This is a genomic window from Serratia myotis (assembly GCF_027474885.1).
GTDB lineage: Bacteria > Pseudomonadota > Gammaproteobacteria > Enterobacterales > Enterobacteriaceae > Serratia > Serratia proteamaculans.
On record NZ_CP099707.1, the window covers coordinates 2276921 to 2302974 of the forward strand.

A 26054-nucleotide genomic window follows, 5' to 3' on the forward strand; every position below is an offset into this window, starting at 1 on the left:
GTTCTCGGGCGTATTGGAATAAGGGGTGAGGCGCTATGAATTTGAGTCAACGGCCAGAGCTGGTGGTCAAGGGTAACCTGGTGGATGCCGAGCGGGTGACGCCTGACGGCTGGCTGGCGATCGCCGGCGGTAAAATCATTGGCAGCGGCAGCGGGCAGGCACCTGAGGCCGAACAGGTGATCGACGCCCATGGCAAGTGGATCCTGCCGGGGGTGATTGACGGTCAGGTGCATTCGGGCAGCCAGGCCAATCAGGAAGGCCTGGGCTGGGCATCGCGGGCGGCGGCGGCGGGGGGCGTCACGGTGATGGTCGATATGCCCTATGACGACCCGGAGCCGGTGGCAAGCCGTGCCCTGCTGGAGGCCAAAATTGCCGAGGTAGAGCGTGATTGCCATGTCGACGTGGCGCTGTTTGGCACCCTGAACCCCACCTACGGGTTTGACGCCGCCGCCGGGCTGATTGAAGGTGGAGTCTGCGCCTTCAAGTTCTCCACTTTTGAAGCCACGCCGGGCCGTTTCCCTCGGGTAGATGAAGACGACCTGATGCACGCCTTTCAACTGATTGCGCCGACCGGGCTGGCCTGTGCGGTGCATAACCAAATGCAGGAGCTGACGCGCAAGAATATCCAACGGATGACCGAAGCGGGTGACACCGGTTGGGATGCCTTTATGCGTGCCCACACGCCGTTGATCGAGAATCTGGCGACGGCGCTGATCTATGAAATGGGGGCAGAAAGTGGCGCGCGCGCCCACGCCGTACACGTTTCCACCTCGCGGGGTTTCGAACTCTACCGGATGTATCAGCAAGCGGGCTATCCGGTCAGCATTGAGACCTGCGTGCAGTACCTGATGCTGAACCACGAACAGCACACGCGTCAGTTTGGTGCCAAGACCAAGCACTACCCGCCGATCCGCCCGCAAGCGGAAACCGAACTGCTGTGGAGCCATATTGCGCAGGGTAACTGTACTTTTGTTTCTTCCGATCACGTCAGCTGGGGGCTGGAACGTAAAGGGGATGCCAACGTATTCAAAAATGCCTCCGGCGGACCGGGACTGGAGACGCTGTTACCGGCGCTGTGGACCGGCTGTGAACAGCATGGCATTGCGCCGACCACCGTAGCGCAACTGCTGTGCCGCAACCCGGCGCGCCATTTCCTGCTCGACGATCGTAAAGGCGGCTTTGATATCGGTATGGATGCTGACTTCGTTATTATGAAGCCTGAGCATTACCGCTTCGATCCGGCCAACAGTCTGTCGGCGGTGAAGTGGAGTGCCTTTGAGGGCATGGAATTCAGCGTGCGGGTGGAAACCACTTATTGCCGCGGTCAGGCGGTGTTTGCCGATGGGCATATTGTCAATTCGCCGGGGACGGGCCAGTTTTTGCGCCCGCATGCTGCCAAAGGAGAGAGTCAATGACCGAATTAATCAATAGCGAGCGCTTGTGGGCCCGGGTTAACCACCTGGCACAGATGACACTGCCGGAAGTGCCCTGGACGCGCCGTGCCTTTACGCCATTGTTCAGTGAGGCACGTCTCTGGCTGGCTGAGCAAATGAAACAGGCCGGGCTGACGGTGACGCTGGACGAGGGCGGTAATCTGATTGGGCGCCGCGCCGGGTTGCGTAAGGATTTGGCGCCGATCGTCACCGGTTCGCATTGCGATACCGTGGTTGGCGGCGGCCGCTATGACGGCATTATCGGCGTACTGGCGGGGATTGAGATCGCCCACTGCCTGCACCAGCAGGCGATAGCTTTGCAGCACCCATTTGAGGTGATCGACTTTCTGTCCGAGGAACCGAGCGATTACGGGATTTCCTGCGTGGGCAGCCGGGCGCTAAGTGGTGAGTTGGACAGCAGTATGCTGGCGGCGAAGAACGCGCAGGGGGAAACGCTGGCGGCAGCGATGAGGCGAATCGGCGCTCAGCCGGAAAAACTGACCCAGCCGCTGCGCTTGCCTGGCGGCACCGCCGCCTATGTCGAGTTGCACATCGAGCAGGGACCGGTGCTGGAGCGCCAGCAATTGCCGATTGGCGTGGTGACGCACATTGTCGGCATTCGCCGGGTCCTGGTGACGGTGATTGGCCAGCCGGATCACTCCGGGACTACGCCAATGGATATTCGTCGTGATGCGCTGGTGGGAGCGGCACAGGTGATCGAACAGGCGCATGCGGCAGCCTCGCAGCAGAGCGGTAATCCGCACTATGTGGTGGCGACCGTGGGCCGTATTGCCATGACGCCCAACGTGCCTAATGCGGTGCCGGGCCGGGTGGAACTGATGCTTGAGGTGCGTAGCGACAGTCAGCAGGTGTTGGATAGCTTCCCTGAATTACTGCTGGAAAGTTGTCAGCCACGTTTGCAGAGCCTGGGTTTGCAGGCGGAGTTGCAGCATGTCAGTCGGGCACGGCCCACGGCCTGTGCGGAAACGGTGATGCAGGCGATCGACGGTGCTGCGCAGACGCTCGGGCTGGCCAGCCGTCGGCTACCGAGCGGTGCCGGGCATGATGCGGTATATATGGCAGCCACCGGGCCGGTGGGGATGGTGTTTATTCCCTGTCTGAATGGGCGCAGTCATTGCCCAGAGGAGTCGATTACCGAACAGCAGTTGGCCGATGGAGCCAGAGTGCTGGCGCAGGCGCTGATCAATCTGGATACGCAACTGGCGTAAAAAAGGGGCCGACGGGCCCCTTGAGGTTGATGGCTAAATTGTCTTTTAGACCGAGATACTCGGGCCTAGCGCACCGAGGGGCCATTATGGGACACGTCCGTGTGTCCCACCCTACGGGCCGACGAAGTCGTTCCAATTTGCTCCCGGCAAATTGGTCGGCAGCCAAGGCTGCTACGACCCCTCCGGCACGCTCTCCCTAATAACAAGCTTTGTCAGACGTCTAAAGACACCATTGTGCCTTTGCAGTCTTAAAGCTTGGGACCGGCGCTGACCAGCTTTTCGCCGGCTGGCGTCACGGTGTATTTGGCGAAGTTATCGATAAAGCGTTGCGCCAGATCCTGCGCCTTCTCCTGCCACAAGGATTCGTCGGCGTAGGTTTTGCGCGGGTCGAGGATCGAAGGATCAACTCCCGGCAGTGCCGTCGGGACCGCCAGGCCAAAGATTGGCAGGGTGAAGGTATCGGCGTGCTCAATCTCACCGTTCAAAATGGCGTCGATGATGCCACGCGTGTCTTTGATGGAAATACGCTTGCCGCTGCCGTTCCAACCGGTATTCACCAGATAGGCCTGAGCGCCGGCCGCCTCCATGCGTTTCACCAGCACTTCAGCGTACTGCGTCGGATGCAGCGTCAGGAACGCGGCGCCGAAACAGGCGGAGAAGGTTGGGGTTGGCGTGGTGATGCCGCGCTCGGTACCGGCCAGCTTGGCGGTAAAACCAGACAGGAAGTGGTACTGGGTTTGTTCCGGCGTCAGGCGTGACACAGGTGGCAATACCCCGAAGGCATCCGCAGTCAGGAAGATGATTTTCTTCGCGTGACCGGCTTTGGACACGGGTTTGACGATGTTCTCGATATGCTCAATCGGGTAGGAGACGCGGGTGTTTTCAGTCTTGCTGGCGTCATCGAAATCGATGCTGCCATCGGCCAGCACCTGCACGTTTTCCAGCAGTGCGTCACGGCGGATCGCCTGATAAATCTCCGGCTCGGCCTGTTGCGACAGCTTGATGGTCTTGGCGTAGCAGCCGCCTTCAAAGTTGAACACGCCGTCATGGTCCCAGCCGTGTTCGTCATCGCCGATCAATTGACGCTTGGGATCGGTGGAGAGGGTGGTTTTACCGGTACCGGACAGGCCAAAGAACACCGCCACATCACCTTGTTCGCCGACGTTGGCCGAACAGTGCATCGAGGCGATACCCTGCAGCGGTAACAGGTAGTTCATGATTGAGAACAGGCCCTTCTTCATTTCGCCGCCGTACCAGGTTCCGCCGATCAACTGAATACGTTCGGTCAGGTTAAAGGCGACGAAGTTCTCTGAATGCAGCCCCTGCTGTTGCCAGTCCGGGTTGGTGCATTTGGCTCCGTTCATCACTACGAAGTCCGGTTCGAAATTCTGCAGTTCTTCATCCGTCGGGCGGATAAACATATTTTTGACAAAGTGCGCCTGCCAGGCCACCTCGGTGATGAAACGGACCTTCAGGCGGGTGTCGGCATTGGCGCCGCAGAAGGCGTCCACCACAAACAGACGCTTGCCGGAAAGCTGGTTACCCACCAGTGTTTTCAGATGCTGCCACACTTCCGGCGACAGTGGCTGGTTGTCGTTTTTGCCGGTGCCGTTATCGGACCACCAGACGGTATCGCGCGTGGTGTCGTCACGGACGATGTATTTATCTTTCGGCGAACGACCGGTGAATTCACCGGTATCGACGTTGACCGCGCCAAGCTGGGTCAGCGTACCGCGCTCCAGTGCCGGCAGGTCGGCACGGGTTTCCTCGGTAAACAGTTGTTCATAGCTTGGGTTATGGACGATTTCGGTAGCCTGATGGATGCCGTAACGGGCCAGCGTTTGTGGGGTAATCGCGATTGAAGACATATCCTACTTCCTTATTAGTGCTATGCCTGTCGGCTTTCAGAGTACCCTATTGTCGGCAACAACCTGAAAGCCATGGGGCATATATTATTGCCTGTTTTCTGCACGGTGCCGCGTGCAGGAGCAGGCTCGGGTACAGCTGACCGGATTCAGCTAATTACCGCTCCGGTTCTCATTAGTAAACGCACGGATTTTTACTTCCATCTATAGCATAGCAGCGAATTTACGCCTGATTATTTTAATTACAAAACGCTGACGATAATTAATTAAAACCAACATCAGTGGGGGCTCACAATATTGGATTAATAAGGCGTAATTTGATTACGTATTTTTATTTTTTATCATATCGTCTGGGCTGTCTACTATTTTAATCATTATAAAAAATCAAAGTCTCCATCGTGTCTATGATAATAATTTGTTTTAACTGTTTAAATTATTTCATATGGCGTTAGACGATCCGCTCCACACTGAACACTGGTCAGCAGGGTGAATAATGAAACAGATAAATGCAGAAATTGCCTGTGAGAAAGATGCGTTGCAGCCTGATCCTTCAGGATTAATTAACCAAATCCGGCAAATGAATATCGGTGCCGTGCCGGTGGCGTTGTTTATCACTATTTGTGCCATTGTTGCCGTTTCGGCTTATGCCAACTTCTTGCCAAAGAATATGATCGGTGGCTTGGCGGTGATTATGACGCTGGGTTTTGCACTGGCGCATTTAGGCAAAAGCATTCCGGTACTGCGTGATATCGGCGGTCCGGCCATTCTGTGCCTGATGGTGCCTTCGGTGTTGGTCTACTTTAATTTCTTCCAGCCGAACGTGATGGGGACCGTCCATCTGCTGATGAAAGACGCCAACCTGCTGTACTTTGTTATCGCCAGTCTGGTGGTCGGCAGCATTCTCGGCATGAACCGGGTGATCCTGATCCAGGGCATGATCCGCATGTTTGTGCCGCTGGTGATCGGTACGGTGACCGCGGTAGCGACCGGGCTGCTGGTGGGCAAGCTGTTTGGCTTCACCTTTTACCATACCTTCTTCTTTATCATTGTGCCGATTATCGGCGGCGGTATCGGCGAGGGCATATTGCCGCTGTCGCTGGCTTATTCTGCCATTCTGGGATCGACGCCGGACGTGTACGTGGCGCAACTGGCCCCGGCGGCGGTACTGGGTAATATCTTCGCTATTGTGGCGGCAGGCGTGTTGGCGCGTTTGGGGATGAAGCGCAAGGCGCTGAGCGGTGACGGCATGTTGATCCGTTCGGCAGAGGAAAACGCGGTGTTTGCCATCAAGGAAACCAACGGCAACGTCGATTTTCAACTGATGGGCGGTGGGCTGTTGGTGATCTGCGCCTTCTTTATCGTCGGCGGTCTGTTCGAACACATCGTGCATATTCCCGGCCCGGTGCTGATGATTCTGTTTGCGGTACTGTGCAAATACTGTCGGGTGATCCCAACTTCAATGGAAACCGGTGCTCACAGTTTTTATAAATTCGTTTCAACCGCGCTGGTGTGGCCGTTGATGATTGGTCTGGGCATGTTGTATGTGCCGCTGGAAAGCGTGGTGGCGGTCTTCTCGGTGGGCTATGTGGTGGTTTGCGGTTCGGTGGTGTTGTCGATGGGACTGGTGAGTTTCCTGATTGCGCCTTACCTGAAAATGTACCCGGTAGAAGCGGCGATCGTCACCTGCTGCCACAGTGGGTTAGGCGGAACCGGCGACGTGGCGATCCTCTCCGCCTCCAACCGTATGGGGTTGATGCCGTTTGCGCAAATCGCCACGCGTATCGGCGGTGCGTCCACCGTCATTGGCGCCACGCTGTTGTTGGGTTGGTTAATCTGAGTCCAGACTGAATTATGGATACCGGGGTGGATTGCCCCGGTTTTTTTATTTGTGTTACTGAAAATAATAAGCAGCCAAATGGAGAGGGAATAGTCGAGATTATTTTTCCTCAGATAATTCTGTATTTTAAACCAAAGCGTCTATTCTTTTATTTAAGGGATTATCGTTCTCATCAAGAGTACTCATGGAGGGTGCCAACCGCATTACCGATATCCCCGTATTTATTCAGCACCGGACCCGGGCCATTAAGGCCATCCGTCAGTGATGTTGTCGACACACTGAAATGACAAATATGGAGATATTGGTATGTCATCAAGCAATCAACAGGCTAACGCCTCCGCCGAAGCTATCAGCGTATTGGCCCTGCAGGGCGCTTATAAACCCGATAGCGATCCGTTGCTGAACGTGATTCATCCCTCAAAAAGTTTTGAAAATGCGGGGCTGGAACTGATCCGTGGCGACCGAAGCTGGCATGATAAAGGCGTGACCGATACCCCGGTTAACCTGAGTTACAGTTTTTGGGAACAGGCACCGACTAATATGTCGAGTATGGCGATCGGCGGATTCAGCAGCTTTAATCAACAGCAGCGTGAACAGGCGAAACTTTCACTGCAATCCTGGTCAGACGTCGCCAATATCACCTTTACCGAGACCAGTAACACCCAAAACGCCAATATCAAATTTGGCCTGTTTGATGTCAGTTCTCGCGGCTCTTATGCCTTTGCGTATAACCCGGACTCTTCTGCGTCGGTGGCGGGGCAAACCTGGTATAACGCCACAAGTAATGTCTTCGCCAATGACCTGATCCACGAAAACGAATATGGCCGCCAGACGCTAACCCATGAAATTGGCCATGCGCTGGGGTTGCAGCATCCGGGGGATTACAATGCCGCACCGGGTGTGAGTATTACTTACAACCAGGATGCGACTTATTTCGAAGACAGTCGCGCCCACAGCGTGATGAGCTATTTCAGCGAGAGCAGCACTGGCCAGGATTTCCAGGGCGCTTACTCTTCCGCGCCGTTGTTAAATGACATTACCGCCATCCAGCATTTCTATGGTGCCAATATGACCACCCGCAGCGGTGATACGATCTACGGTTTTAACTCCAACACCGATCGCGATTTCCTCACCGCCACCGGAGCACAGGATAAAATTGTGTTTAGCGCCTGGGACGCTGGCGGTACGGACACTTTTGATTTCTCGGGTTTTAGCCAGAACCAACGTATTAACCTCAATGAGCAATCTTTCTCTGACGTGGGAGGACTGAAGGGAAACGTTTCGATTGCTGCCGGCGTGACCATCGAAAACGCTTTTGGCGGTGCCGGAAACGATGTGATCATCGGTAACGACACCAATAATATTTTGATGGGCGGCGCGGGGGACGACATTTTGTACGGCGGTGGTGAGTCGGATCATTTGTTTGGTAATGAGGGCAAAGACACCTTTGTTTATTTCGCTGCCAACGAGTCACGCGCTGATGCACCGGACTGGATCGTGGATTTTGTTAGCGGCGAGGACAAGATAGATCTGTCGTTGTTTAACACCGGTGGCAGCAAGGGCCTCGAATTTGTCAGCCAGTTCAGCGGCAAGGCCGGTGAGGCAATGCTGAGCTACGACGCGCAGGCACAGGTCAGCGATTTAGCCATCAATCTGGGCGGTGGGTTTGACGCCAGTGATTTTCTGGTGAAAGTGGTGGGTCAACCACTGGAAACCAGTGATTTCGTGCTGGCCTGAGGACAGATGGCAATAAAAATTCGGCATTTTGAGGAAAAACCCGACAATTCCTATTAATTTCGTCATGTTAGCCTGACATAGTAGCGCACAGAAGGCCGGGCTTGCATACCTCGGGCTTCTGCCGAATCGCCAACCCTTCCGGTTGGCGATTCATTTTCCATCTTTCAGCATGTTGATCGCTGCGCCAATCAGGATCCGGCGTTCAATGTCATGACAGTCTGCCAGTTGTTGCGCCAGATGCTTTGCCAGCGTTTCTACCGATAAAACCTCGCCGCGATGGCGCAACTGCATCACGCTGTCGCCGATCAAGCGTGCCACTTCATCCCACACGGGTTTTATCTCCTGCTCCGAGAACATCATCGCTTACCTCGGCTGGGTGATTTTTGGTCAATGTAGCAGTTGAGCCAGGGGTTCGCCACCGCGCCGATCGCACAATATTAAATCAGGAAGCATAAAAAATAAGCCATCAGTGTTTCTTCTGGTTTTTTCGCCCAATACTGACCTTGTTAAATTACTGGAGGGCGAATAATGAAACTGGTCGATCAACTGGCTGTGTACCATCGCCGAAGCCAAGGGGCCGAAGTGCCGCATTGGCTGTGTCGTTTTTGGTTGCCACAAGGGGAGGCGCGGATCGCCTATCTGCGCGAGCTGTTGGAGCCGGAGGTCAAACAACCCGCAGAGCGGGAACCTGGATAATAGGGTGCCAGCCAGTGTCCGGCCGGGCTGGCTTTACTCGAGAATATCCTCGATCTCTTCCAGTACCTGATGACCCAGTTCGGTGGTAATCATTAAAATGCCGCAGACCAGAATAACCAGCGCCAGCAGCAGTAAGGCGATTTGTACGCCGTTGCCATTACGTTTTGCCATTCGTATTGCTCCCTGCCATTAACCAAAGACTATCGCTGCCCAGCGTAATAACAGCAGGGCGAGACAGATCAGCAGCAGGATCAAAAACATCTTCCAGTGCTTGGTGCGCATGCGTTTTGTTGCCAATGTGACCTCCTGTGGTGCTTATTAGCTGAAATACCAGCCGACGATAACAAAGATAACAATCGCCGCCACCGCCAGCACTTTTAACAAGTCGCTGAAAGTGTCATCGGAGTCTTTGTCGTCATTCTTCATTTTGTTGCCGCCTGGCCAATAGCCATGGAGTGAATTGCGTCCACAGTATGCCTGTTGTGCCGACGCAGGCACAGGGATTTACCCGAAACAGCCTATAAAAGATAGGGGAATAGGCCACAGTGGCGTGAATTCGGCAGGTGGAGGCCGCAGGGAATACGTTGTACTATTCTGTCTGCACAATGATTCATTCAATAAGGTATGGCAATGGCGAGCGAAATTCCGAAGAAATACGAAAACACCGAGCGTTGGGCATTCGGCAACACCGAGCAGCAGGCCGATGACGTGGTCAAGCTGATCCTCAACGGGACCAAGACGGCAACCTGTGCCAATCTCGATGGCGAAGGCATCCCACTGGCCGGCGACGTGTTTGTGGTGGTGGACGGTAAAGGTGACCCGGTGTGTGCGGTAGAACTGACGTCGGTAGAGATGAAAACCTACGATCAGGTTGATGAAGCCCATGCTTTTGCCGAAGGGGAAGGTGACCGTTCTCTGGCCTATTGGCGTAAAGAGTTGCAGAGCTTCTTTGAAGAATATGAGTTGTTCTCACCGGATATGACGCTGGTGCTGATGAATTTCAAAGTGGCAGAGACTTTCTGATTTGATGTCCTCTGTCCCTTACGTCTGCCAATGGGCGACGCCCGAGTTGGCGGCCGATCTGATTGCCGGGCGTGTGACGCTGGCGGATGATGTTAACTGGGCGCGCAGCGGCGCGCGCGATCGGGCGGAATACATCGAATGGGCCAACCACGTCTGTGGCATGGCCTGTCTGAGAATGGTACTTAGCCATCGAGATGGTGAGGCGCCCTCGCTGCTGGAGTTGGCGCGCCGTAGTCTGCCGTACGGTGCTTACGTTCGTGAAGGCGAGCGTATCAAGGGGCTGATTTACGCGCCCTTTGTCGACTATGTGCGTGAGCAGTTTGCGCTGGAATCTGAGGTGAGGGTCGGTATCGAGCCGGAAGACTTGCCACTGGTGTTGTCGCAACGGCGTTATTTTATCGCTTCGGTACATCCCGGCATTCGCCAGCCCGAGCAGACGCCACCCCAGCGTGGCGGTCATCTGGTGTTGGTGACCGCCGCTGAGGCCGATCGCGTAACCTTCCATAACCCTTCGGGTGACAGCCCGGCCACGCGCCAACAGGTGACTTTACCGCTGAGCAGCTTTGGCCGTTTCTTCGCCGGTCGCGGTATTGCTATCACATAAAAAAACGCGCCGTGTTCCTGAGGGGACACCGCGCGTTCTTCAGTTTGTCGTCGTTCATTCCAATCGCATCACCCAGGCATCGCTCTGCCGATCGTAATGTTGCTTGTACAACAGCGATTGCTTGCCATCGAGTATCGCCGGAATGCTGGTGTGCTCATCCCAACCGTCTAACTGCATGCACAGGTCGGGATCCGACTTGCAAGGGATCGCCAGCGTGCTGGCCTGCTCGGACGAGGAGGATAAATGCGCGTCATCGACCTCGAAACTGCCTATTTTCACCACGGTTTTGCCCATTGGAACTCCTGCTTGATCTGCTGGTATGAGGTGTGACCAGTTGAGGTCGTCATCATTAGCATAGTCAAATGAGCAAAAAATGCCACATAAAAAATACAAACTGGCAACATCGACGATCCGTGACTAGCGCAGGGGCTTAATACTCCACCACAAAACTGATGTTGTCCTGGTAGGTTCCCACCGGCACTTCGGTTTGCGCCGGGTTGATCTGAGCCAGGTACGGGATACTTTGTGCCAGCCCGGTACCGGCGCCTGCTTGTTTGTTGGTGCTGTTCCACACCGTGGTACTGTTGGGCAGGTAGATTTGATACTGCATATAGTTGCTGGTGCCGTTTTTCATTCGCCGCCAGCCGGTGACCGGGTTATTGCCGTCGGTAAAGTAGGTGTTGTAACCCTCGGTTTTGGTGCAGGTGAGGGTAATGCTTTGGTTCACCGGGTTAAACTGCCCGACCAGCGCCATGCTGCCAAAGTTGACGTTCTGCGCGGTGCCGAACAGGCAGTCTTTGGTAAGGATCAGGTTAATCGTCACGGTACTGGGTTTATTGGTGCCATCCCACCAAATGCACAATCCGATCAAACCCAGCCCGCAGATATGGTAGTTCCACACCAGGTTGACCGTGTCGGTATAGGTGCCGGAGCGGACGTTGGCCCCGGCGGTGGTTTTGATGTACAGCGGAAAGTTGACGTTGGGGGAGATCAGGATCAGCGTCAACAGGTTCAATGAGCTGTAATCGATGGTTTGCCCGACGGTATAGGGATACTGGTAATTCGCATCGGGATAAATCAGATAGGGGATTTTATCGCCGGAACCGTCGGTGTTGGCCAGCGCCATGGTATTGGTGGTCGAGTTTATTTTTACCGTCACGGTATTTTGCGTCAACAGCGATAGTCCCAAGCCACTGCAGTTGAGTCCGGCGGTACCCTGGGCGCTGAGTGAGCCATTATAAACGGCAAATGTGCTGCTGCCTGGCAGGGTGACGCTGCCATTGGTGGTGGTGCAGTCGGCCAGCGCTTGTCGGCCGGTGAACAGCAGCAGCGCCAGTAATAACGCTTTGGATCCACTAATCATCTTTTTCTCCATCATGAGTTACTGGCACACAATCGGTCCGATGCTTTGGATGCCCTGGGTTTTGGTCAGGCTAAATTGCGCCTGGCAGGGGGCGCTACCGTCTGCCGGAATGACGCTCAGCCGGTTTTGCAATTGCACCGGATCCACATAGACCATGCCATCCCAGCCAACATAGCTTTGCTGATTGCTGCCGACGATGGCCACCTCGCTGCCGTTGGCCAGCGGTTTGCCCTGGGCATCGACCAGTTTGACGTCGGCGGCGGAAATTTGCTGGATAGGGAAATCGACCAGGAACCCACTGTGATCGCGGATAGCCACGGTTTTCTCCACCGTGGGAACCGCCACGTCCGCCGGCAGATTAAGCGGGTCGATTTGGAATTTGGCGTGGTAATAGGAGGTGACGGTGGGCACCAGCAGATAGCCTTTGGCGTTGGTCACGCCGATTAACTGATTTTCATAACGCACCGGAATATCCGGGTAGCCTTCGGTAGAGATCAGGGCGAAGGCGTCGTTAATGGTATTGGTAGCGTACAGATCGCCTTGCATTGCCACCAGAGAACCGCTCACTTCCCCCCAGCGGGTATAATCATCGCTGTTGCCGTACATCCCGCCGCGGGCCTCGAGCAGACGGGTGCGCCAGGTGATATCGGCCTGGCTATAGCTGTCGCTGCTTTGCCCATCCGCGTAGGCCAGGTTCCAGCCCAAACCGCCGTCGGTCGGTGCGGCACGGCTGTAGCTGACGCGTTGGTTCCAGCGATTGTTGTTGTCGCGAGAGGCGCTGACGCTGGCGGTCCCCCAGGTGTCGAAGGGAATGGACAGTTGCAGTTGGGCACTGTAGCCGCTGCTGCCGATTTCGCGGTTCACCGACGCATACAGGCTGGTATTGCGCCACAGCGAAATGCTGTAGGAGAAGTTGACCAGGCGAGTGCGCTGACCAATGGCGTCACGGACATCAAAATAGCCGGCGCCAATGCTACCGAACCGGTTCAGGCCGATACTGCCAGTCAGTTGATCGGTACGGCGGCTCAGACGATAGTCGCTTTTATACACCGAAATATCCCCGAAACCGGCGCTGCGCAGGATGCGCTGGGCATTCAGGCTGTAATAGCGGTTGCTGTAGGTGTAGCCGATGCTGCTCTGATCGCCATGATTGGTGCTGTACTGATAGACCGGCTGCGGATCGGGCTGAGGGATAGGTTGACCGGTCAGCGGATCGTAGTAGTTGGGCTGTTGCGAAGGCTGATAATCATTAAAAGCGTTATCGCTGGCCTTGCTGTAGCTGTAAGAGGCGTTGAATACCCCCCACTGGCCAACACGAATATTGGCCCCGGCGCCGCCCACCGCCAGCTCAGCGGCACCTTCGGCACGTCCTTCCAGGGTTAACCAATCCGTGACGCCGTAACGTCCGCTGCCACTGGCCACCCACTGGCCGTAATCGGCAGAGCTGATGCCATAATTGCGCCGCAGGGCACCGGAAGACAGGCTGAAGTCGCTCATGCCAGCCTGCAACAGATTACTGGCGACATAAAACGGCACCACGGTACTGACTTGTCGGCCCAGTGCATCGGTGGTGACGACGGTGGCTTGCCCGGCACCGTTGATGTAAGGCACGGTATCCAGGGTGAAAGGGCCGGGGTTAACGCTGGTACTGCTGTTTTTATAGCTGTTGATATACAGATCAACACTGCTGGGTAGCGCTGCCTGGCCGGAGAACTGCGGCAGCGGGTAGGTGATCAGATCGGGCCGGGAGGCAAAATTACGCGCCAGCTGGACGCCGCCGATACGCACCGAGCTGCTCCAGGTCAGCGCGCCTGTAGCGAGATCGCCGGCGGTATAGCTGAGCAGGCGGTCGTCATCATTGTAGCGCCATTGGCTGTCATAGCGGATATAGCGGTTGTCCTGGTCACTGTTGGCGGAGGTGTTAAAGCTGCCGCGGAAAATACCGGTGTTGGACACCACGCCAAAGCCGTCGAACAGCCGCTGTTCGGTCCAGGCAGAAAGATAGCCCGGCTGACCGTTGGCGCTGCTTTGACTGGCGTAAAGATCGTAATTGAACAGCAGGCCGAGGCTGCTCTGTGCCGGCAGGCGATCCAACGGGTTCTGAGCGTTGAATTTCTGCTTGGGTAGCCAGTCATTGGGGACGTTGATCATCAACTGCTGGATTTCACCACTGTAGGTGACGTCCACTTTCTCTAATTGGTCGACCGCAATTTCTTTCGCCTGTTTATCCGCTACCGGCAGACCGGCGTCGAGCAATTGCTGAGGTGTGAGGTAATAGTGGCCGCCACGGTAAGTCACCGGCACCACTTTTCCGGTCTGGCGGCCATTGACCACCGGCTCCAGATACAACGTGGTATCCGGCATACTGATGGCGCTGGGCGGCGGCGGTAAATCATCGGCGTAGGAATAGGGTAGCCACGGCGTGGCCACTGCGCACAGTACGGCGAATGCTAACGGCTTCAGACCGAATCCGTTACGCCTGGGTGACGGCATGCTGGTTAACGGCACATGTTGCTCAGTAAGCAGTCAGGGTGATCGGCTGCTTGTTGTCGTTGACCTTGGCCTGCAGTTGACCGCTGCTGAAACTGCCAGAAGCCGGTACCGCAAAGCGCATCTGCGAACCGGGCAACACGTAACCCATCAGGCCGGCATTGAGCGTTTTCCCCTGCATTGTGACTTTGGAGATACGCGCATGCACGATGCCCTGGTTACGTACCTCCAGCCAGCGCTGACTGCTTTGCTGCAACAGTCGGTAGCTGAGCTGCGGTTGGTTGGCGGAGGCGTAATCACGCGGTTTTTCTGAATCCTGTTTGGTCCAGACGCCTTTGCCGCTGACAAACAACGGCACCGAATAACGCATCTGGAATTTCAGCCCCATCTGAGCCCCATCGGGGGTAGATTGACTGCCTGAATCTTTCACCGGGACTTCATCAATCAGAATGCGGTAAGCGCGTTCCTGGCCGGCGGGGGGTGGGGTTTGTTTAACCAACCGGATTAATTGGCGTTTACCTGGCGCAATCGAGGCGACTGGCGGGCTGGCGATCACTTCACTTTGGTTGCTGTAATCGTCTTTACCGGCGGTCTGTTTCCAGCCGAGCACGCGCACTTGCATATAGACCGGTTTGCTGTCGCGGTTTTCCAGCCACAGCGCCGTTGCGGGTTGTTGATCTTCAATCACCGGATCGATAGGCCAAATCAGAATAGAGGCGGCGGCCAGCGCCTGTTGTTGGCCGACAATCAACAGCGCTGCCGTCAGTGACAGTCGTAAAGGTATGCGCATGGCTAAATCCTTGTTTATTCAAAATACTAATAAGTGACCGTCAGTAAGACCGTATCGCTGTAAGTGCCACTGGTGGGCAGGGTACTGGTCGAGAACAAACGGGCATAAACTTTTATTTCCTGAGTACTGCCGGTCGCGGCGACAATCTCGGTGGTGCCACCGTTACTGCCATCACCCCAAATGGTGGAATAGTTGCTGTCCTGGTAAAGCTGATAAATCAGGGTCTCGGGGGTCAGGGTATTTTTTAATTTGCGTCCGGCGGAGATAGAACCGGTGACGTTATTGCCGATACCCAGCGCCAGCGTAACGCTCAGACCCGGATTGCAACGAAACAGCACTGAACCAGCCCCGGCGCTGGAAACGATGCTGATATTGCTGGCTAACGAAGAGACCTGACCAAAGTTGAGGCTGCCGAAGGTGGTGACATCGCTGCTGCCACTCCCCAGGATGCAGCCTTTCACCACCGTCGCGTTGACGGTCAGTGCCTGGGTCTTTTGCTGATCGTTGACGCCCGTGTCGCCCAGTACCGGCGGCGCCATCATCCAGAGCAATAAACCACCGCTTAAAATACGCATTGCCATTACCAATTGATGGTGACCTGCACGGTGTCGGTGTAGCTGCCGATCGGCGGGGTGGATTGCACCGGGATCATGCCGTACACCGGTAACCAGTTATCCTGGCCGTTGGCGGTTTGCGACACCCCGGTCAGGTTATCCCAGATGGTGCTGTGGGCGCTGCTGGTATACAGGTTGTAGTTCACCTGTTGGCCGGCAGCGCTTTTCAGGTAACGGGCAGCGGTGTTGCCGCTTTGCCCACCGTTAAGCAGGACGTTGTAGCTGGTGCCGTTGTTGCATTTGATGCGAATGGCGCCGGCATTTTGTTGCCCGGCGACGCTGACGCTGGTACTGAGGAAATAGACCGTACCGAAGTTAAGCGAACCGAAGCTGACATTGCCCCCCGAGCTGCTGCCGGCTTCGCAAGCCTTCAACAAGGTGGCGCTGACGCCAATGGTGGCCGTTTTGCTATCAGCATTCACCGCCAGGCTTAACGCCAGCAAGCCACAGCCCAAAACAACCTGCCGCACTGTTACCAGGTTACCGTCATCGTCACGGTATCGTTATAGGTATCAGGATCGGGTGTGGTGGCGGCGGCCGGGACACGACCGTAGACAATCAACGGAACCGCTGCGCCGGTGCCGGTGCCGGTCAATGCATTGGCACCGCTGGCCCAGGCGGTAGCGCGGGCCTGATCCTGGTAAAGGTTGTACTTGATCAAGGCACCTGCGGTGCTGGCCATTTGGCGCTGGTTACCGGCCGCCACGTGCAGACCGTCGTTCAGCGCCACGGTGTAGTCGGTACCTGTGGTACAGGTCAGCGACAGGGTACCTGCGCCGCCGGAACCGGTTGCGCTGGCGTCGATAATGTTGGACAGCGAAGAGTAGGTGCCGAAGCTAATGGCACCAAAGTCGTTGACGCTGCCGGCGCTGTTTCCGCCGCCCACCACGCAACCTGCGCCGATGGTCAGGGTTACCCCCAGGTTACCCTGAATAGTCCCTGCCGCGTTGGCGGCACCACTTGCACACAGCAAGGTGGCTGCCGAGGTCAATGCCATCAGAATTTTTTTCATGTCTTTTTCCTTGCCGTGTAAAGGTGAGCCCCAAAAAACGCCATCCAGAAAAGGATAAACGCATTAATTTATTTACAGTTTAATTAATAGAATAAGAAGTCAGAAATGTCTTGGTAGGGGGCCGAAAATTTTCTTTATTTTTGAAAGATGTCGCTATCTTCCGAACAGAAGAGGGGATAATGCCGAGAGAGTAAAATGATTAGAATAATAATATTCGCCTGTCGGAATATTATTAGCGAAATTAACTGGCCGGAATTTTCCGGCCAGTTCCAACCCATGCGGATTGATTTACTGATGAAAATCCAACGTGCCATCGCGAACCAGTTCGCGCGGCAGGTTGTTTTTTATCCGGCTGCCTATGCGTTTGGCGATGCCTAACGGCTGTTGCTGATAGGTGACAATGCATTCATCGGTCAGCGGCGGCGGCTCTGGGTACAGGTCGCGACCGTGGAACCACTCTTGCGCCAGTGCGGCGTCCAGCTCAAAACGCTGTTTGCCCTCGGCAACTGCCAGCGCGATAACCGCTTCGTGCTGCCAGCGGTAGCCCTTGGTGAAACGCTCGGCCAGTTTTATCCCGATACGCGAGAAACGCACCTTGTTGACCAGCGCTTCCAGCTCGGCAGGGAACAGCCAGATCTCTTTATCGCGTGCCCACAGGCGACTGGTTTCATCCCAGGCCAGTCCAGAGGCCGCTGCGGCCTGAGCGATCTCGGCGGAATCCTTGCCGGAAAGCGGGGTAAACGGGAATTTGCCCAACTTATAGCTTGGCTTCGCCAACGCGGTGACGGAGTGGTGCTTGCGCAACCGCGCCACAAAGAAGCCTTCGCTGTCGTAGATCTGTGGGAAGACGTGCAGGAAACCTTCAGCGGTTAACGCCCGTTCTGCGCCCGGGAACAGTTCACCCAGAGGTTCAATGCTTACCGCGTCGCCGTAGGTCGCCAGCAGTCCGTTGACGATCTGCTGGTTTTCCTGCGCGTTGAGCGTGCAGGTGGAGTAGACCATGACGCCACCCGGAGCCAGAGCATGGAAGGCGCTGTCGATCAGTTCACGCTGGGTGTCGGCGATGGCGGCTACGCTTGCCGGCGACCAGTTGCTCATGGCGTCCGGATCTTTACGCACCACGCCTTCACCGGAACAGGGGGCATCCAGCAAAATGGCGTCGAAGCTTTCCGGCAACGCCGCGCCGAACACCCGGCCGTCGAAGTGGGTCAGCGCCACGTTTTTCACGCCGCAGCGGCTGATGTTGGCGTGCAACACCTTGACCCGACTGGCGGAGTATTCATTGGCGACAATACCGCCCTGGTTGTTCATCAACGCCGCAATTTGGGTGGTTTTGGAGCCCGGCGCAGCGGCAACGTCCAGCACCCGGCGCGGCATTTCAGTCTCGGCGAACAGCGCACTGACTGGCAGCATCGAGCTGGCTTCCTGAATGTAAAACAGGCCGCTCAGGTGTTCTGCCGCGCTGCCCAGCCGCAGCTCTTCGTCCTTACGTTCGATCCAAAAGCCTTCCGCACACCAGGGGATCGGTTCCAATTGCCAGTCATAGTCCTGCACCAGCGCTTGAAAATCGGCAACGCTGATCTTCAGGGTATTGACCCGCAGGCTACGGCGCAGCGGGCGTTGGCAGGCAGCAATGAAATCGTCCATCGACAGGTCGGCGGGCATGATGGCGCGCGTCGCATCGAGAAAGGCGGGCGGCAAAAAAACGGAGGCAGGTTTGGCCACGGGGTGAGCTCTCTGGCAGCTATCAAAATAAGGGCGGGAGTTTACCACAAAGCGAGAAACAGTAGGGGCCCAGCATTGCTGAGCCCCTGAGGAGAGACGAATTTACTCTTTAGGGATGGCGGTACCCCATTCTCGCCAGTCTTTTGGCTCTTCCGCATTCAGCATAAAGTGCTTGTGCGGCGTCGCCTTCGGTGCCAGCGGAATACTCGGTGGGGTGGCAAAAGCAATGCCGCCACGAATGAACTGCTGGAAGGTCCCGCTCTTGATCACACCGCCGGTCAGACCGAACTGCAGATTGTAGCCGGAAGCCAGCCAGAACACGCTGTTGTTACGCACCAGATATTGGTACTTCTTGCTGATGCGCAGCGCGACGTGAATGCGATCGGACATGGCGCCCAGATAGAAGCCGGTGACGGTGCCCACTTCCACACCGCGGAACAGCACCGGGGTGCCAATTTGCAGCGAGCCGGTTTCGGCGGCGTCGAGGATCACGCTCAGGCCGTCCTGATAGCGCGAGTCGGTAATAGTGGCTTCTTGCAGTTCAAAGTTGCGCAGTTCACGCCCACGACCCGGTTCCACATTAATGTACGGCTGCAACAGGGTGTCCAGGTTACTGACCCCGGCGGCGGAAATCTCCGGCGATACGATGGAGAAACGGCTGCCCAGACGCGCGAAGGTCTGCACGTATTCCGGGTACAGCACCGCCTTGACCAACACTTCATTACGCTCTGGCGCCAATTTTAGCGAATCCACCTGGCCGATATCGATGCCAAGATAACGTAGCGGCATGCCTGGCGACACTTTACTGGCGTCGTAGGTTTTCAGGGTTATCTGGCTACCCACCGCGCGGGCGGCGGTTTCTGTGGCGTACAGCATGCGTTTGGCGCCTTTGCTCAGCGTCACGCCCTGCAAATTATCGAAACTGATGGCCCCCTTCAGCGCCCGGTTAAGCGGTGAAGCCTGTACCGTCAGGCCGCTGCCGTTCAATTGCACCTTGGCACCGCCTTCGGCCCAGAAGATGCTTTCGTTGGTCAGCAGCTTGCGGTATTCCGGGCTGATATAGACATCCACTTCAAATTCGTTGGCCTTCGGACGAACGTTAACAATTTCGCCCACCTGGAATTTACGGTACAGCACCACCGAACCGGCCTGAACATCCGGCAGGCTGACGGCGTTCAGCGTCAGGGTTGGCGTTGGGCTGTTGCCGATAATACCGGCCTCGGCTTTTTCACTGTTGCTATACAGCGGATACTGGCCGACAGGTTCCCCCTTGCTGCCGGGGATAATACGCACGCCGCCGTCCAGCCACTCCTGTGCACTGGCCCCCAGCACTTCCATGCCGTCGAGGCCCAGTTTGACGTCGACCCGGCTGTTGACCACGAACTTGCTGTCTTTGTGCAGCAGGCGGCGATATTGCGCATCGATGGCGGCGGTAAAGACCACGCCGTTGTCCGTCAGGGCACGGCTCATTACCTGGCCGACTTTAACGCCATGCACCACCAACGGCTGACCGACGTCAATACCGTAACTTTGTGGCGCGTTCAGCGTCACGGTCAGCACGCCAGGTTGCTGCAACAGAGTCTCACTGCTATCCAGCACGTTGAAATGCTGTTGCGGTTCGCCGTCACCCGGCACCAGCTCCAGCGTATTGCCGGTGAGCAGTTGGCTGAGTTTGGCATCGTTAAGGCTCAGGCGTGGGCTACGCATGACAATTCGCGTGCCGCTACGCATTAAATCTACCACCGACGGATCGATGGTCAGCTCACCGGTGACCTTGCTGTCCTGTTGTAGCGTCAGCTTGGTCAGGGTACCGACCTGCAGTCCCTGATAAATCAGCGGGGTGCGGTTTTCACTCAGGTTATTGCCGCTCGGCAAGTCCAGCGTAATGTTCACGCCGCGTTGGCTGTGTGCCAGATCCGGATACAGGGTATAGCTTTGATCGGCCTTGGCCTGCTGGCCCTCGAGCGGTGAGTCAAAAGCAATGGCGCCGTTGACCAACGCGGCCAGGCTTTCCATCTGCACCGAGGCACCCGCCAGGCTGAAATCACCCTTGAAGCCGGAGACGTTCCAAAAACGGCTGTTGCCCTTCACCAGATTGGCAAAGCGGCGGTCGATCAGTACGTCAATAGTGACGCCTTTATTGCCTTCGGCGATGGTGTAGTCATACACCTTGCCAACAGGGATCTTACGGTAATACACCAGCGAGCCGGTGTTGAGTGCGCCGAGATCGTCAGCATGCAGATGAATCATCAGTTCACCGGTATTCAGCCGGTACTTGGGCTGGGTATCGAGCGCGGTGAAGTGGGTTTTCGGCTGCCCGGTGCCCGGCATCATGCCGATGTAGTTGCCGCCCACCAGGGCATCCAGGCCAGATACGCCCGCCAACGAGGCTTTTGGCGTCACCAGCCAAAACTGGGTGCCGTCGCGCAGGGAGTCTTCCAGGTCGCTCTTGATGCTGACTTCGACCACAATGCTGCGCAGATCCTTGCTCAGGCTGATGCTCTGTACGGTACCGACTTCCACCCCCTGATAACGCACTGGGGTACGTCCGGCGACAATGCCCGCCGCGGACTGGAAATCAATGGTTACCGTGGTGCCGCGTTCCTGGAAATTGTTATAGACCAGCCACCCTGCGATCAGCAGGGCAATAAACGGCAGTAACCAGAATGGCGAAATACGGCGCTTGTTTCTGACCCGCGCTTCAGTCGGTGTATTCGGCGTTTCCTGTTGCATGTGCATCCCAAATCAATCGGCTATCCAGCCACTCTACGGCAAGAATAGTTAAAATAACCGCAGACCCAAAGTAAAAGGCTGCCGGTCCCATAGTAAAAGATAACAATTGGTCGCGATTCACCAGTGACATCATTAAGGCAATCACAAACAGATCGAGCATCGACCAACGGCCAATCCAGGTGACCAGGCGCAGCAGGCGGATTCGCGTTTTCAGGCTGTGCGAGGTCTTGAAATGAATGCTGAACAGGAGGGTGATCAGCACAATGACCTTGGTAAAGGGCACCAGTACGCTGGCAATGAACACGATGGCGGCGATCGGCGCATTGCCGGAGGTCGCCAGCGAGACCACGCCAGAGAAGATGGTGTCTTCCATTCGTGCGCCGTTGGCGTAAATAATGGAGATCGGCATCAGGTTGGCCGGGATCAGCAAAATCATCGCCGCAATCAGCGCCGCCCAGGTTTTTTGCAGGCTGTAGGGCTGCCGGTGACACATCGGAATATGGCAACGCGGACAGCGGCCACGTTCATCTGGGTAGCCGGTAAAGTGGCACGACAGGCAGATATGCAGCGCTGTCGGTGGGCCTTCCGGTTGTTCCTGCGGATAATAGCGCTCCCACAATTGTTCCAGATTGACGTGGATCAGCGTCAGGATGCTGAGCAGGGTGAGCGACAGGTAGGCGATCAGCGCACTGCCAGCCTGAATATCCGCATATTCTTTAACTTTGATGGTCGCCACCGCCATGCCGATCAGGTAAATATCGAGCATGACCCACTCTTTCAATCGATCCAGCATCAGCAGCACCGGGCGCAGGTTCATGCCCAGCGCATGGCCGAAACGCAGGTAAAGCAGCGACAGCGCCAGCGTCAGTGGGGCGCCAATGGTGCAAAACGCCACCATGCTGGCGGTGAGAGGATCCCCCTGGTGGCTCATCTGCCAGATGCCTTCCAGCAGGCTGGCGTCAATGCGCACTCCCAGCAAGCGAATGCTGATCAACGGCTCGCTGAAAGCGAAGGGCATCAGCAACAGCATGGTGACCGCCATGGCGGTCAGGCGAGTCATCGACCAGTCACGGCCACTCACGATCTTGGCATCGCAGCGCGGGCAGTAGGCCGCCTGCTTGCCGCTCAGGGGCGGCAACACAAACAGCAGGTCGCATTCGCAACAGCGCTGGTGACGTGCTTTGGATAGCGGACCGGTGATCGCGTGTATTTTCATCATGACAAAAGCTGCCCCAGAGCTCGCCGTATTCGATTAGCGTAGCTGAAAAATAAATCTGTCTGTACCTTATAAGGCCAAGCACCGGACGGCAAAACAGGGTTTCCGACCGGCAAACATACCTCGCCCGGTAGGGTTTTGTGAAGCAACAGATGATTAACCTTGTGGCTATACGCATTTAATGCTTATTTTATAGGGCTTAAGACTCGGGCTAGTGGCCATCTTCACTGTATTAATGGTTAACAAATGACAAAAGAACAATTCTACGCGGAATTAAAACGTGATTTATGCGCGCTGCTTGACGGCGAAACCCACTTTATCGCCGCGTTGTCCAACGCCAGTGCGTTGATCAACGAGCGTCTTGACGACGTCAACTGGGCCGGCTTCTATCTGATGGATGGAGCACAATTGGTGCTGGGTCCGTTCCAGGGAAAAATCGCCTGCGTGCGTATTCCGGTCGGCAAGGGAGTGTGTGGTACCGCAGTGGCAGAAAATCGCGTGCAGCGCGTTGGCGATGTCCATGAGTTCCCCGGTCATATCGCCTGTGACGCGGCCAGTAATGCAGAAATTGTGCTGCCGCTCAATGTTGGCGGTCAGATTATCGGCGTTCTCGATATCGACAGCACAGTTTATCAACGTTTCGACGAACAGGACGAAAGGGGCCTGGAAGCAGTGGTGGCGGGGCTTTGCGCGCAGCTGGAACAGTGTGATAGTGCGAAATATGTCACTGTGGCAGCAAGTTGATCTACGGTTAACGTGGCATTTACCGATGGCGTCATTATAATGACGCCTGTTCATGCCTGCGCTGGTTGGCAAACCCGTTGTAATCAGGAAATTTCATGGAAAATCAACCTAAGTTGAACTCTAGTAAAGAAGTCATTGCTTTTCTTGCCGAGCGTTTTCCGCTCTGCTTTAGCGCCGAGGGCGAAGCTCGCCCGTTGAAAATCGGTATTTTTCAGGATCTGGTCGAGCGTGTTCAGGGGGAAGAAAACCTAAGCAAAACGCAATTGCGTTCTGCACTGCGCCTGTACACCTCAAGCTGGCGTTACCTGTACGGTGTCAAAGTTGGCGCCCAGCGCGTCGATTTGGACGGTAACCCGTGCGGTGAGCTGGAACAGCAGCATGTCGATCATGCCCGTCAACAGCTTGAAGAAGCAAAAGCGCGAGTTCAGGCACAGCGTGCCGAGCAAAACGCCAAAAAACGTGAAGCTGCCGGTGAATCAGCCGCTGCGGAACCTCGTCGTCCACGTCCAGCCGGTAAAAAACCTGCTGCACGTCGCGAAGGCGGAGCCGCACCGGAAAACCGCAAGCCGCGCCCACAAACTCGCCCACAGCCCGCTCGCCAACCTCGTGAAGTCAAAGAGGAAAGCCAGCAGCGTCGTGTGCCAGTCACGGATATCTCTAAACTGCAAATTGGCCAAGAAATCAAAGTCAGAGCAGGCCAGAGTGCGATGGATGCAACCGTACTTGAAATCGCCAAAGATGGCGTACGTGTGCAGCTCTCTTCCGGTCTGGCGATGATTGTGCGCGCAGAACACTTGCAGTTCTGATACGGAGGCCAACCAAGGCATGAACAAATTTGTCAGATTAACAGCAGTCGCGGGTCTGTTGTGGGCGGGTGTCAGTTACGGAGCGGAACCAGCCAACATCCGCATCGATCAACTGCCTCAGCTTCAGCAGGAACCGCAACATGCAACGGTGAGTGAGCGCGTAACTTCGCGCTTCACTCGCTCTCATTACCGTCAGTTTGCCCTCGACGCGGACTTTTCAGGCAAGATCTTCGATCGTTACCTGAATATGTTGGACTACAGCCATAACGTGCTGCTGGCCTCCGACGTGGCGCAATTCGCCAACAAGCGCAATCAGCTGGGCGAAGAGCTGAAAAGCGGTAAGCTGGATACGCCATACGCGCTGTACAATCTGGCGCAGAAACGCCGTTTTGAGCGTTATACCTATGCATTGTCGCTGCTGGAAAAGCCAATGAGCTTCACCGGCAACGACACTATCGATCTCGACCGCAGCAAAGCGCCGTGGCCGAAAGACAAGGCCGAACTGGACGCGCTGTGGAACGCTAAAGTCAAATATGACGAGCTGAACCTCAAGCTGACCGGCAAGACCGACAAGGAAATCCGTGAAACGCTGACCAAACGCTATCAGTTCGCCATCAAGCGCCTGACACAAAGCAACAGCGAAGACGTTTTCCAGCTGGCGATGAATGCCTTTGCGCATGAAATCGACCCGCATACCAACTATCTCTCCCCACGTAACACCGAACAGTTCAATACCGAGATGAGCCTGTCACTGGAAGGTATCGGTGCGGTGTTGCAGATGGATGACGATTACACCCTGATCAACTCCATGGTGCCAGGTGGCCCGGCGGCGAAGAGCAAGGCGATCACCGTGGGTGACCGTATTGTCGGCGTTGGCCAGGCGGGCAAACCTGTGGTCGATGTGATCGGCTGGCGTCTGGACGACGTGGTTTCCCTGATTAAAGGGCCGAAGGGCAGCAAGGTGCGCCTGGAAATCCTGCCGGCCGGCAAGGGCACCAAAACCCGGGTGGTCACATTGACCCGCGAGCGTATCCGTCTGGAAGACCGCGCGGTGAAAATGACCATCAAGACCGTCGGTAAAGAGAAAGTCGCGGTGATGGACATCCCGGGCTTCTACGTTGGCTTGACCGATGATGTGAAAGTTCAGTTGCAGAAGATGGCCAAGCAGAACGTCAAGAGCCTGATCATCGATCTGCGCACTAACGGCGGCGGCGCACTGACCGAAGCGGTATCGCTGTCCGGCCTGTTCATTCCTAGCGGCCCGGTAGTGCAGGTGCGTGATAACAACGGCAAAGTACGCGAAGACGCGGACACCGACGGCGTGACCTATTACAAGGGACCGCTGGTGGTACTGGTTGACCGTTTCAGCGCCTCGGCTTCCGAGATCTTTGCCGCTGCGATGCAAGACTATGGTCGTGCACTGATTGTCGGTGAACCGACCTTCGGGAAAGGCACCGTGCAGCAGTATCGCTCGTTGAACCGCATTTACGATCAGATGCTGCGTCCGGAGTGGCCGGCGTTGGGCTCGGTGCAATACACCATTCAGAAGTTCTACCGCGTTAATGGCGGCAGTACCCAACGTAAGGGGGTTACCCCGGATATCCTGATGCCAAGCGGTGTCGATCCGGCGGAAACCGGTGAAGCGTTTGAAGATAACGCTATGCCGTGGGACAGCATCAATGCGGCGACCTACACCAAAACCGGTGATCTGAAGCCGTTCGATCCTGAGCTGTTGAAAGACCATGAGCAGCGTATCGCCAAGGATCCGGAGTTCCAGTACATCGCGCAGGATATTGCTCATTACAAGGCGCTGAAGGACAAGCGTAACATCGTCTCACTCAACCTTGCCCAGCGCGAGAAAGAGAACCACGACGATGACGCTACCCGTCTGCAACGCGTTAATGATCGCCTGCAGCGCGCCGGTAAGAAGCCGCTGAAGGCACTGGACGATTTGCCGAAGGATTACCAGGAGCCAGACCCATACCTGGATGAAACCGTGCACATCGCCCTGGATCTGGCGCACCTTGAACAGGCGCAGCCGGCGGCGGCGAAATAACGCAGCCGAGTATCAGTAAATGAAAAACGCACCCTAGGGTGCGTTTTTTAATGGGCGCTCCGGAGGAAGTTGAATAATCCA

Annotated in this window: 24 protein-coding genes; 10 read left to right on the forward strand and 14 right to left on the reverse strand. The window is 56.0% G+C overall.

The window, feature by feature from the left end; genetic code table 11:
- Nucleotides 1-35 precede the first annotated feature (35 nt).
- The gene (gene ertD / locus NHG65_RS10805) at nt 36-1415 is read left to right on the forward strand and encodes a hydantoin-5-propionate amidohydrolase (protein ID WP_499183299.1); all 1380 of its coding nucleotides are present in this window, start codon (nt 36-38) and stop codon (nt 1413-1415) included.
- Nucleotides 1412-2662: an N-carbamyl-l-glutamate amidohydrolase ErtE gene (gene ertE, locus NHG65_RS10810; RefSeq protein WP_499183300.1), complete on the forward strand. Its 1251-nt coding sequence runs from the start codon at nt 1412-1414 to the stop codon at nt 2660-2662. Before ertD ends, ertE begins: the two co-directional genes overlap by 4 nt.
- A 248-nt stretch (nt 2663-2910) precedes the next feature.
- Here the strand turns inward: ertE and pckA are convergent, their stop codons facing one another.
- Complete coding sequence (pckA, locus tag NHG65_RS10815; RefSeq protein WP_499183301.1) at nt 2911-4530, reverse strand: phosphoenolpyruvate carboxykinase (ATP); 1620 nt, start codon at nt 4528-4530, stop codon at nt 2911-2913.
- A 490-nt stretch (nt 4531-5020) separates the two neighbouring features.
- Here pckA and NHG65_RS10820 point away from each other — a divergent pair, with 490 nt between their 5' ends.
- Nucleotides 5021-6364, forward strand: a complete 1344-nt coding sequence (locus NHG65_RS10820) for a 2-hydroxycarboxylate transporter family protein (RefSeq protein ID WP_099065598.1) — start codon at nt 5021-5023, stop codon at nt 6362-6364.
- A gap of 306 nt (nt 6365-6670) precedes the next feature.
- The gene (locus NHG65_RS10825; RefSeq protein ID WP_099065599.1) at nt 6671-8101 is read left to right on the forward strand and encodes a serralysin family metalloprotease; all 1431 of its coding nucleotides are present in this window, start codon (nt 6671-6673) and stop codon (nt 8099-8101) included.
- A gap of 150 nt (nt 8102-8251) precedes the next feature.
- Here the strand turns inward: NHG65_RS10825 and NHG65_RS10830 are convergent, their stop codons facing one another.
- Nucleotides 8252-8461 (reverse strand): hypothetical protein, encoded by a 210-nt coding sequence (locus tag NHG65_RS10830; RefSeq protein WP_085116409.1) that lies wholly within the window; start codon nt 8459-8461, stop codon nt 8252-8254.
- A 168-nt stretch (nt 8462-8629) separates the two neighbouring features.
- Here NHG65_RS10830 and NHG65_RS10835 point away from each other — a divergent pair, with 168 nt between their 5' ends.
- Complete coding sequence (locus NHG65_RS10835) at nt 8630-8797, forward strand: hypothetical protein (RefSeq protein ID WP_198404512.1); 168 nt, start codon at nt 8630-8632, stop codon at nt 8795-8797.
- A gap of 33 nt (nt 8798-8830) precedes the next feature.
- On the opposite strand, the gene NHG65_RS10840 is transcribed toward NHG65_RS10835, so the two are convergent.
- Together NHG65_RS10840 and yniD are read right to left on the reverse strand one after the other, a co-directional pair.
- Complete coding sequence (locus NHG65_RS10840) at nt 8831-8968, reverse strand: hypothetical protein (protein WP_017892602.1); 138 nt, start codon at nt 8966-8968, stop codon at nt 8831-8833.
- 18 nt (nt 8969-8986) lie between these two features.
- Nucleotides 8987-9094, reverse strand: coding sequence for a small membrane protein YniD (gene yniD / locus NHG65_RS10845; protein ID WP_012144841.1), 108 nt, complete (start codon nt 9092-9094; stop codon nt 8987-8989).
- A gap of 333 nt (nt 9095-9427) precedes the next feature.
- Here yniD and NHG65_RS10850 point away from each other — a divergent pair, with 333 nt between their 5' ends.
- Complete coding sequence (locus NHG65_RS10850) at nt 9428-9820, forward strand: ASCH domain-containing protein (RefSeq protein WP_085116410.1); 393 nt, start codon at nt 9428-9430, stop codon at nt 9818-9820.
- A gap of 4 nt (nt 9821-9824) precedes the next feature.
- Complete coding sequence (locus tag NHG65_RS10855; RefSeq protein WP_198404513.1) at nt 9825-10424, forward strand: cysteine peptidase family C39 domain-containing protein; 600 nt, start codon at nt 9825-9827, stop codon at nt 10422-10424.
- A 54-nt stretch (nt 10425-10478) separates the two neighbouring features.
- Here NHG65_RS10855 and NHG65_RS10860 read toward each other — a convergent pair whose 3' ends face one another.
- The 10 genes from NHG65_RS10860 to yebS form a co-directional block, all read right to left on the reverse strand.
- A complete protein-coding gene (locus tag NHG65_RS10860; RefSeq protein WP_085116412.1) occupies nt 10479-10718 on the reverse strand; it encodes a YebV family protein in 240 nt (79 codons plus the stop codon).
- A gap of 136 nt (nt 10719-10854) precedes the next feature.
- A complete protein-coding gene (locus NHG65_RS10865) occupies nt 10855-11787 on the reverse strand; it encodes a Csu type fimbrial protein (RefSeq protein ID WP_207980047.1) in 933 nt (310 codons plus the stop codon).
- Between the two features lie 18 nt (nt 11788-11805).
- Nucleotides 11806-14280: a fimbria/pilus outer membrane usher protein gene (locus NHG65_RS10870; RefSeq protein WP_499183302.1), complete on the reverse strand. Its 2475-nt coding sequence runs from the start codon at nt 14278-14280 to the stop codon at nt 11806-11808.
- 22 nt (nt 14281-14302) lie between these two features.
- On the reverse strand, nt 14303-15067 hold the full coding sequence (locus NHG65_RS10875) for a fimbrial biogenesis chaperone (RefSeq protein WP_099065602.1): 765 nt from the start codon (nt 15065-15067) through the stop codon (nt 14303-14305).
- Between the two features lie 26 nt (nt 15068-15093).
- Complete coding sequence (locus tag NHG65_RS10880) at nt 15094-15642, reverse strand: Csu type fimbrial protein (protein WP_198404514.1); 549 nt, start codon at nt 15640-15642, stop codon at nt 15094-15096.
- A gap of 5 nt (nt 15643-15647) precedes the next feature.
- Entirely contained in the window at nt 15648-16151 is a 504-nt protein-coding gene (locus tag NHG65_RS10885; protein ID WP_099065604.1) for a Csu type fimbrial protein, read from the reverse strand.
- A 2-nt stretch (nt 16152-16153) separates the two neighbouring features.
- Nucleotides 16154-16693 carry a Csu type fimbrial protein gene (locus tag NHG65_RS10890; RefSeq protein ID WP_207980044.1) on the reverse strand — a complete coding sequence of 180 codons (540 nt, stop codon included), beginning with the start codon at nt 16691-16693 and terminating at the stop codon, nt 16154-16156.
- 288 nt (nt 16694-16981) lie between these two features.
- Nucleotides 16982-18418: a 16S rRNA (cytosine(1407)-C(5))-methyltransferase RsmF gene (gene rsmF / locus NHG65_RS10895; RefSeq protein ID WP_207980042.1), complete on the reverse strand. Its 1437-nt coding sequence runs from the start codon at nt 18416-18418 to the stop codon at nt 16982-16984.
- A gap of 102 nt (nt 18419-18520) precedes the next feature.
- Entirely contained in the window at nt 18521-21151 is a 2631-nt protein-coding gene (locus tag NHG65_RS10900; RefSeq protein ID WP_099065607.1) for a PqiB family protein, read from the reverse strand.
- Nucleotides 21120-22367: a membrane integrity lipid transport subunit YebS gene (gene yebS, locus NHG65_RS10905; protein WP_099065611.1), complete on the reverse strand. Its 1248-nt coding sequence runs from the start codon at nt 22365-22367 to the stop codon at nt 21120-21122. Before yebS ends, NHG65_RS10900 begins: the two co-directional genes overlap by 32 nt.
- Before the next feature lie 246 nt (nt 22368-22613).
- On the opposite strand from yebS, the gene NHG65_RS10910 reads away from it, so the two are divergent.
- The 3 genes from NHG65_RS10910 to prc all read left to right on the forward strand — a co-directional run bounded on the left by NHG65_RS10910 (nt 22614) and on the right by prc (nt 25973).
- A complete protein-coding gene (locus tag NHG65_RS10910) occupies nt 22614-23111 on the forward strand; it encodes a free L-methionine (R)-S-oxide reductase MsrC (RefSeq protein ID WP_099065608.1) in 498 nt (165 codons plus the stop codon).
- Between the two features lie 95 nt (nt 23112-23206).
- Nucleotides 23207-23917 carry an RNA chaperone ProQ gene (gene proQ, locus NHG65_RS10915; protein WP_012144854.1) on the forward strand — a complete coding sequence of 237 codons (711 nt, stop codon included), beginning with the start codon at nt 23207-23209 and terminating at the stop codon, nt 23915-23917.
- A 19-nt stretch (nt 23918-23936) separates the two neighbouring features.
- The gene (gene prc / locus NHG65_RS10920; protein WP_099065609.1) at nt 23937-25973 is read left to right on the forward strand and encodes a carboxy terminal-processing peptidase; all 2037 of its coding nucleotides are present in this window, start codon (nt 23937-23939) and stop codon (nt 25971-25973) included.
- Nucleotides 25974-26054: the final 81 nt, after the last annotated feature.

What these genes read in the sequence shown, in the direction of transcription:
- NHG65_RS10825 (WP_099065599.1), top strand. Translation starts at nt 6,671, where the DNA reads ATGTCATCAAGCAATCAACAGGCTAACGCCTCCGCCGAAGCTATCAGC.
- yebS (WP_099065611.1), bottom strand. Translation starts at nt 22,367, where the DNA reads ATGAAAATACACGCGATCACCGGTCCGCTATCCAAAGCACGTCACCAG.
- NHG65_RS10900 (WP_099065607.1), bottom strand. Translation starts at nt 21,151, where the DNA reads ATGCAACAGGAAACGCCGAATACACCGACTGAAGCGCGGGTCAGAAAC.
- ertD (WP_499183299.1), top strand. Translation starts at nt 36, where the DNA reads ATGAATTTGAGTCAACGGCCAGAGCTGGTGGTCAAGGGTAACCTGGTG.
- NHG65_RS10870 (WP_499183302.1), bottom strand. Translation starts at nt 14,280, where the DNA reads ATGCCGTCACCCAGGCGTAACGGATTCGGTCTGAAGCCGTTAGCATTC.
- NHG65_RS10820 (WP_099065598.1), top strand. Translation starts at nt 5,021, where the DNA reads ATGAAACAGATAAATGCAGAAATTGCCTGTGAGAAAGATGCGTTGCAG.
- NHG65_RS10860 (WP_085116412.1), bottom strand. Translation starts at nt 10,718, where the DNA reads ATGGGCAAAACCGTGGTGAAAATAGGCAGTTTCGAGGTCGATGACGCG.
- NHG65_RS10830 (WP_085116409.1), bottom strand. Translation starts at nt 8,461, where the DNA reads ATGATGTTCTCGGAGCAGGAGATAAAACCCGTGTGGGATGAAGTGGCA.
- NHG65_RS10875 (WP_099065602.1), bottom strand. Translation starts at nt 15,067, where the DNA reads ATGCGCATACCTTTACGACTGTCACTGACGGCAGCGCTGTTGATTGTC.
- prc (WP_099065609.1), top strand. Translation starts at nt 23,937, where the DNA reads ATGAACAAATTTGTCAGATTAACAGCAGTCGCGGGTCTGTTGTGGGCG.
- NHG65_RS10850 (WP_085116410.1), top strand. Translation starts at nt 9,428, where the DNA reads ATGGCGAGCGAAATTCCGAAGAAATACGAAAACACCGAGCGTTGGGCA.
- NHG65_RS10880 (WP_198404514.1), bottom strand. Translation starts at nt 15,642, where the DNA reads ATGCGTATTTTAAGCGGTGGTTTATTGCTCTGGATGATGGCGCCGCCG.
- ertE (WP_499183300.1), top strand. Translation starts at nt 1,412, where the DNA reads ATGACCGAATTAATCAATAGCGAGCGCTTGTGGGCCCGGGTTAACCAC.
- NHG65_RS10890 (WP_207980044.1), bottom strand. Translation starts at nt 16,693, where the DNA reads ATGAAAAAAATTCTGATGGCATTGACCTCGGCAGCCACCTTGCTGTGT.
- NHG65_RS10855 (WP_198404513.1), top strand. Translation starts at nt 9,825, where the DNA reads ATGTCCTCTGTCCCTTACGTCTGCCAATGGGCGACGCCCGAGTTGGCG.
- pckA (WP_499183301.1), bottom strand. Translation starts at nt 4,530, where the DNA reads ATGTCTTCAATCGCGATTACCCCACAAACGCTGGCCCGTTACGGCATC.
- NHG65_RS10910 (WP_099065608.1), top strand. Translation starts at nt 22,614, where the DNA reads ATGACAAAAGAACAATTCTACGCGGAATTAAAACGTGATTTATGCGCG.
- NHG65_RS10865 (WP_207980047.1), bottom strand. Translation starts at nt 11,787, where the DNA reads ATGATTAGTGGATCCAAAGCGTTATTACTGGCGCTGCTGCTGTTCACC.
- NHG65_RS10840 (WP_017892602.1), bottom strand. Translation starts at nt 8,968, where the DNA reads ATGGCAAAACGTAATGGCAACGGCGTACAAATCGCCTTACTGCTGCTG.
- proQ (WP_012144854.1), top strand. Translation starts at nt 23,207, where the DNA reads ATGGAAAATCAACCTAAGTTGAACTCTAGTAAAGAAGTCATTGCTTTT.
- NHG65_RS10835 (WP_198404512.1), top strand. Translation starts at nt 8,630, where the DNA reads ATGAAACTGGTCGATCAACTGGCTGTGTACCATCGCCGAAGCCAAGGG.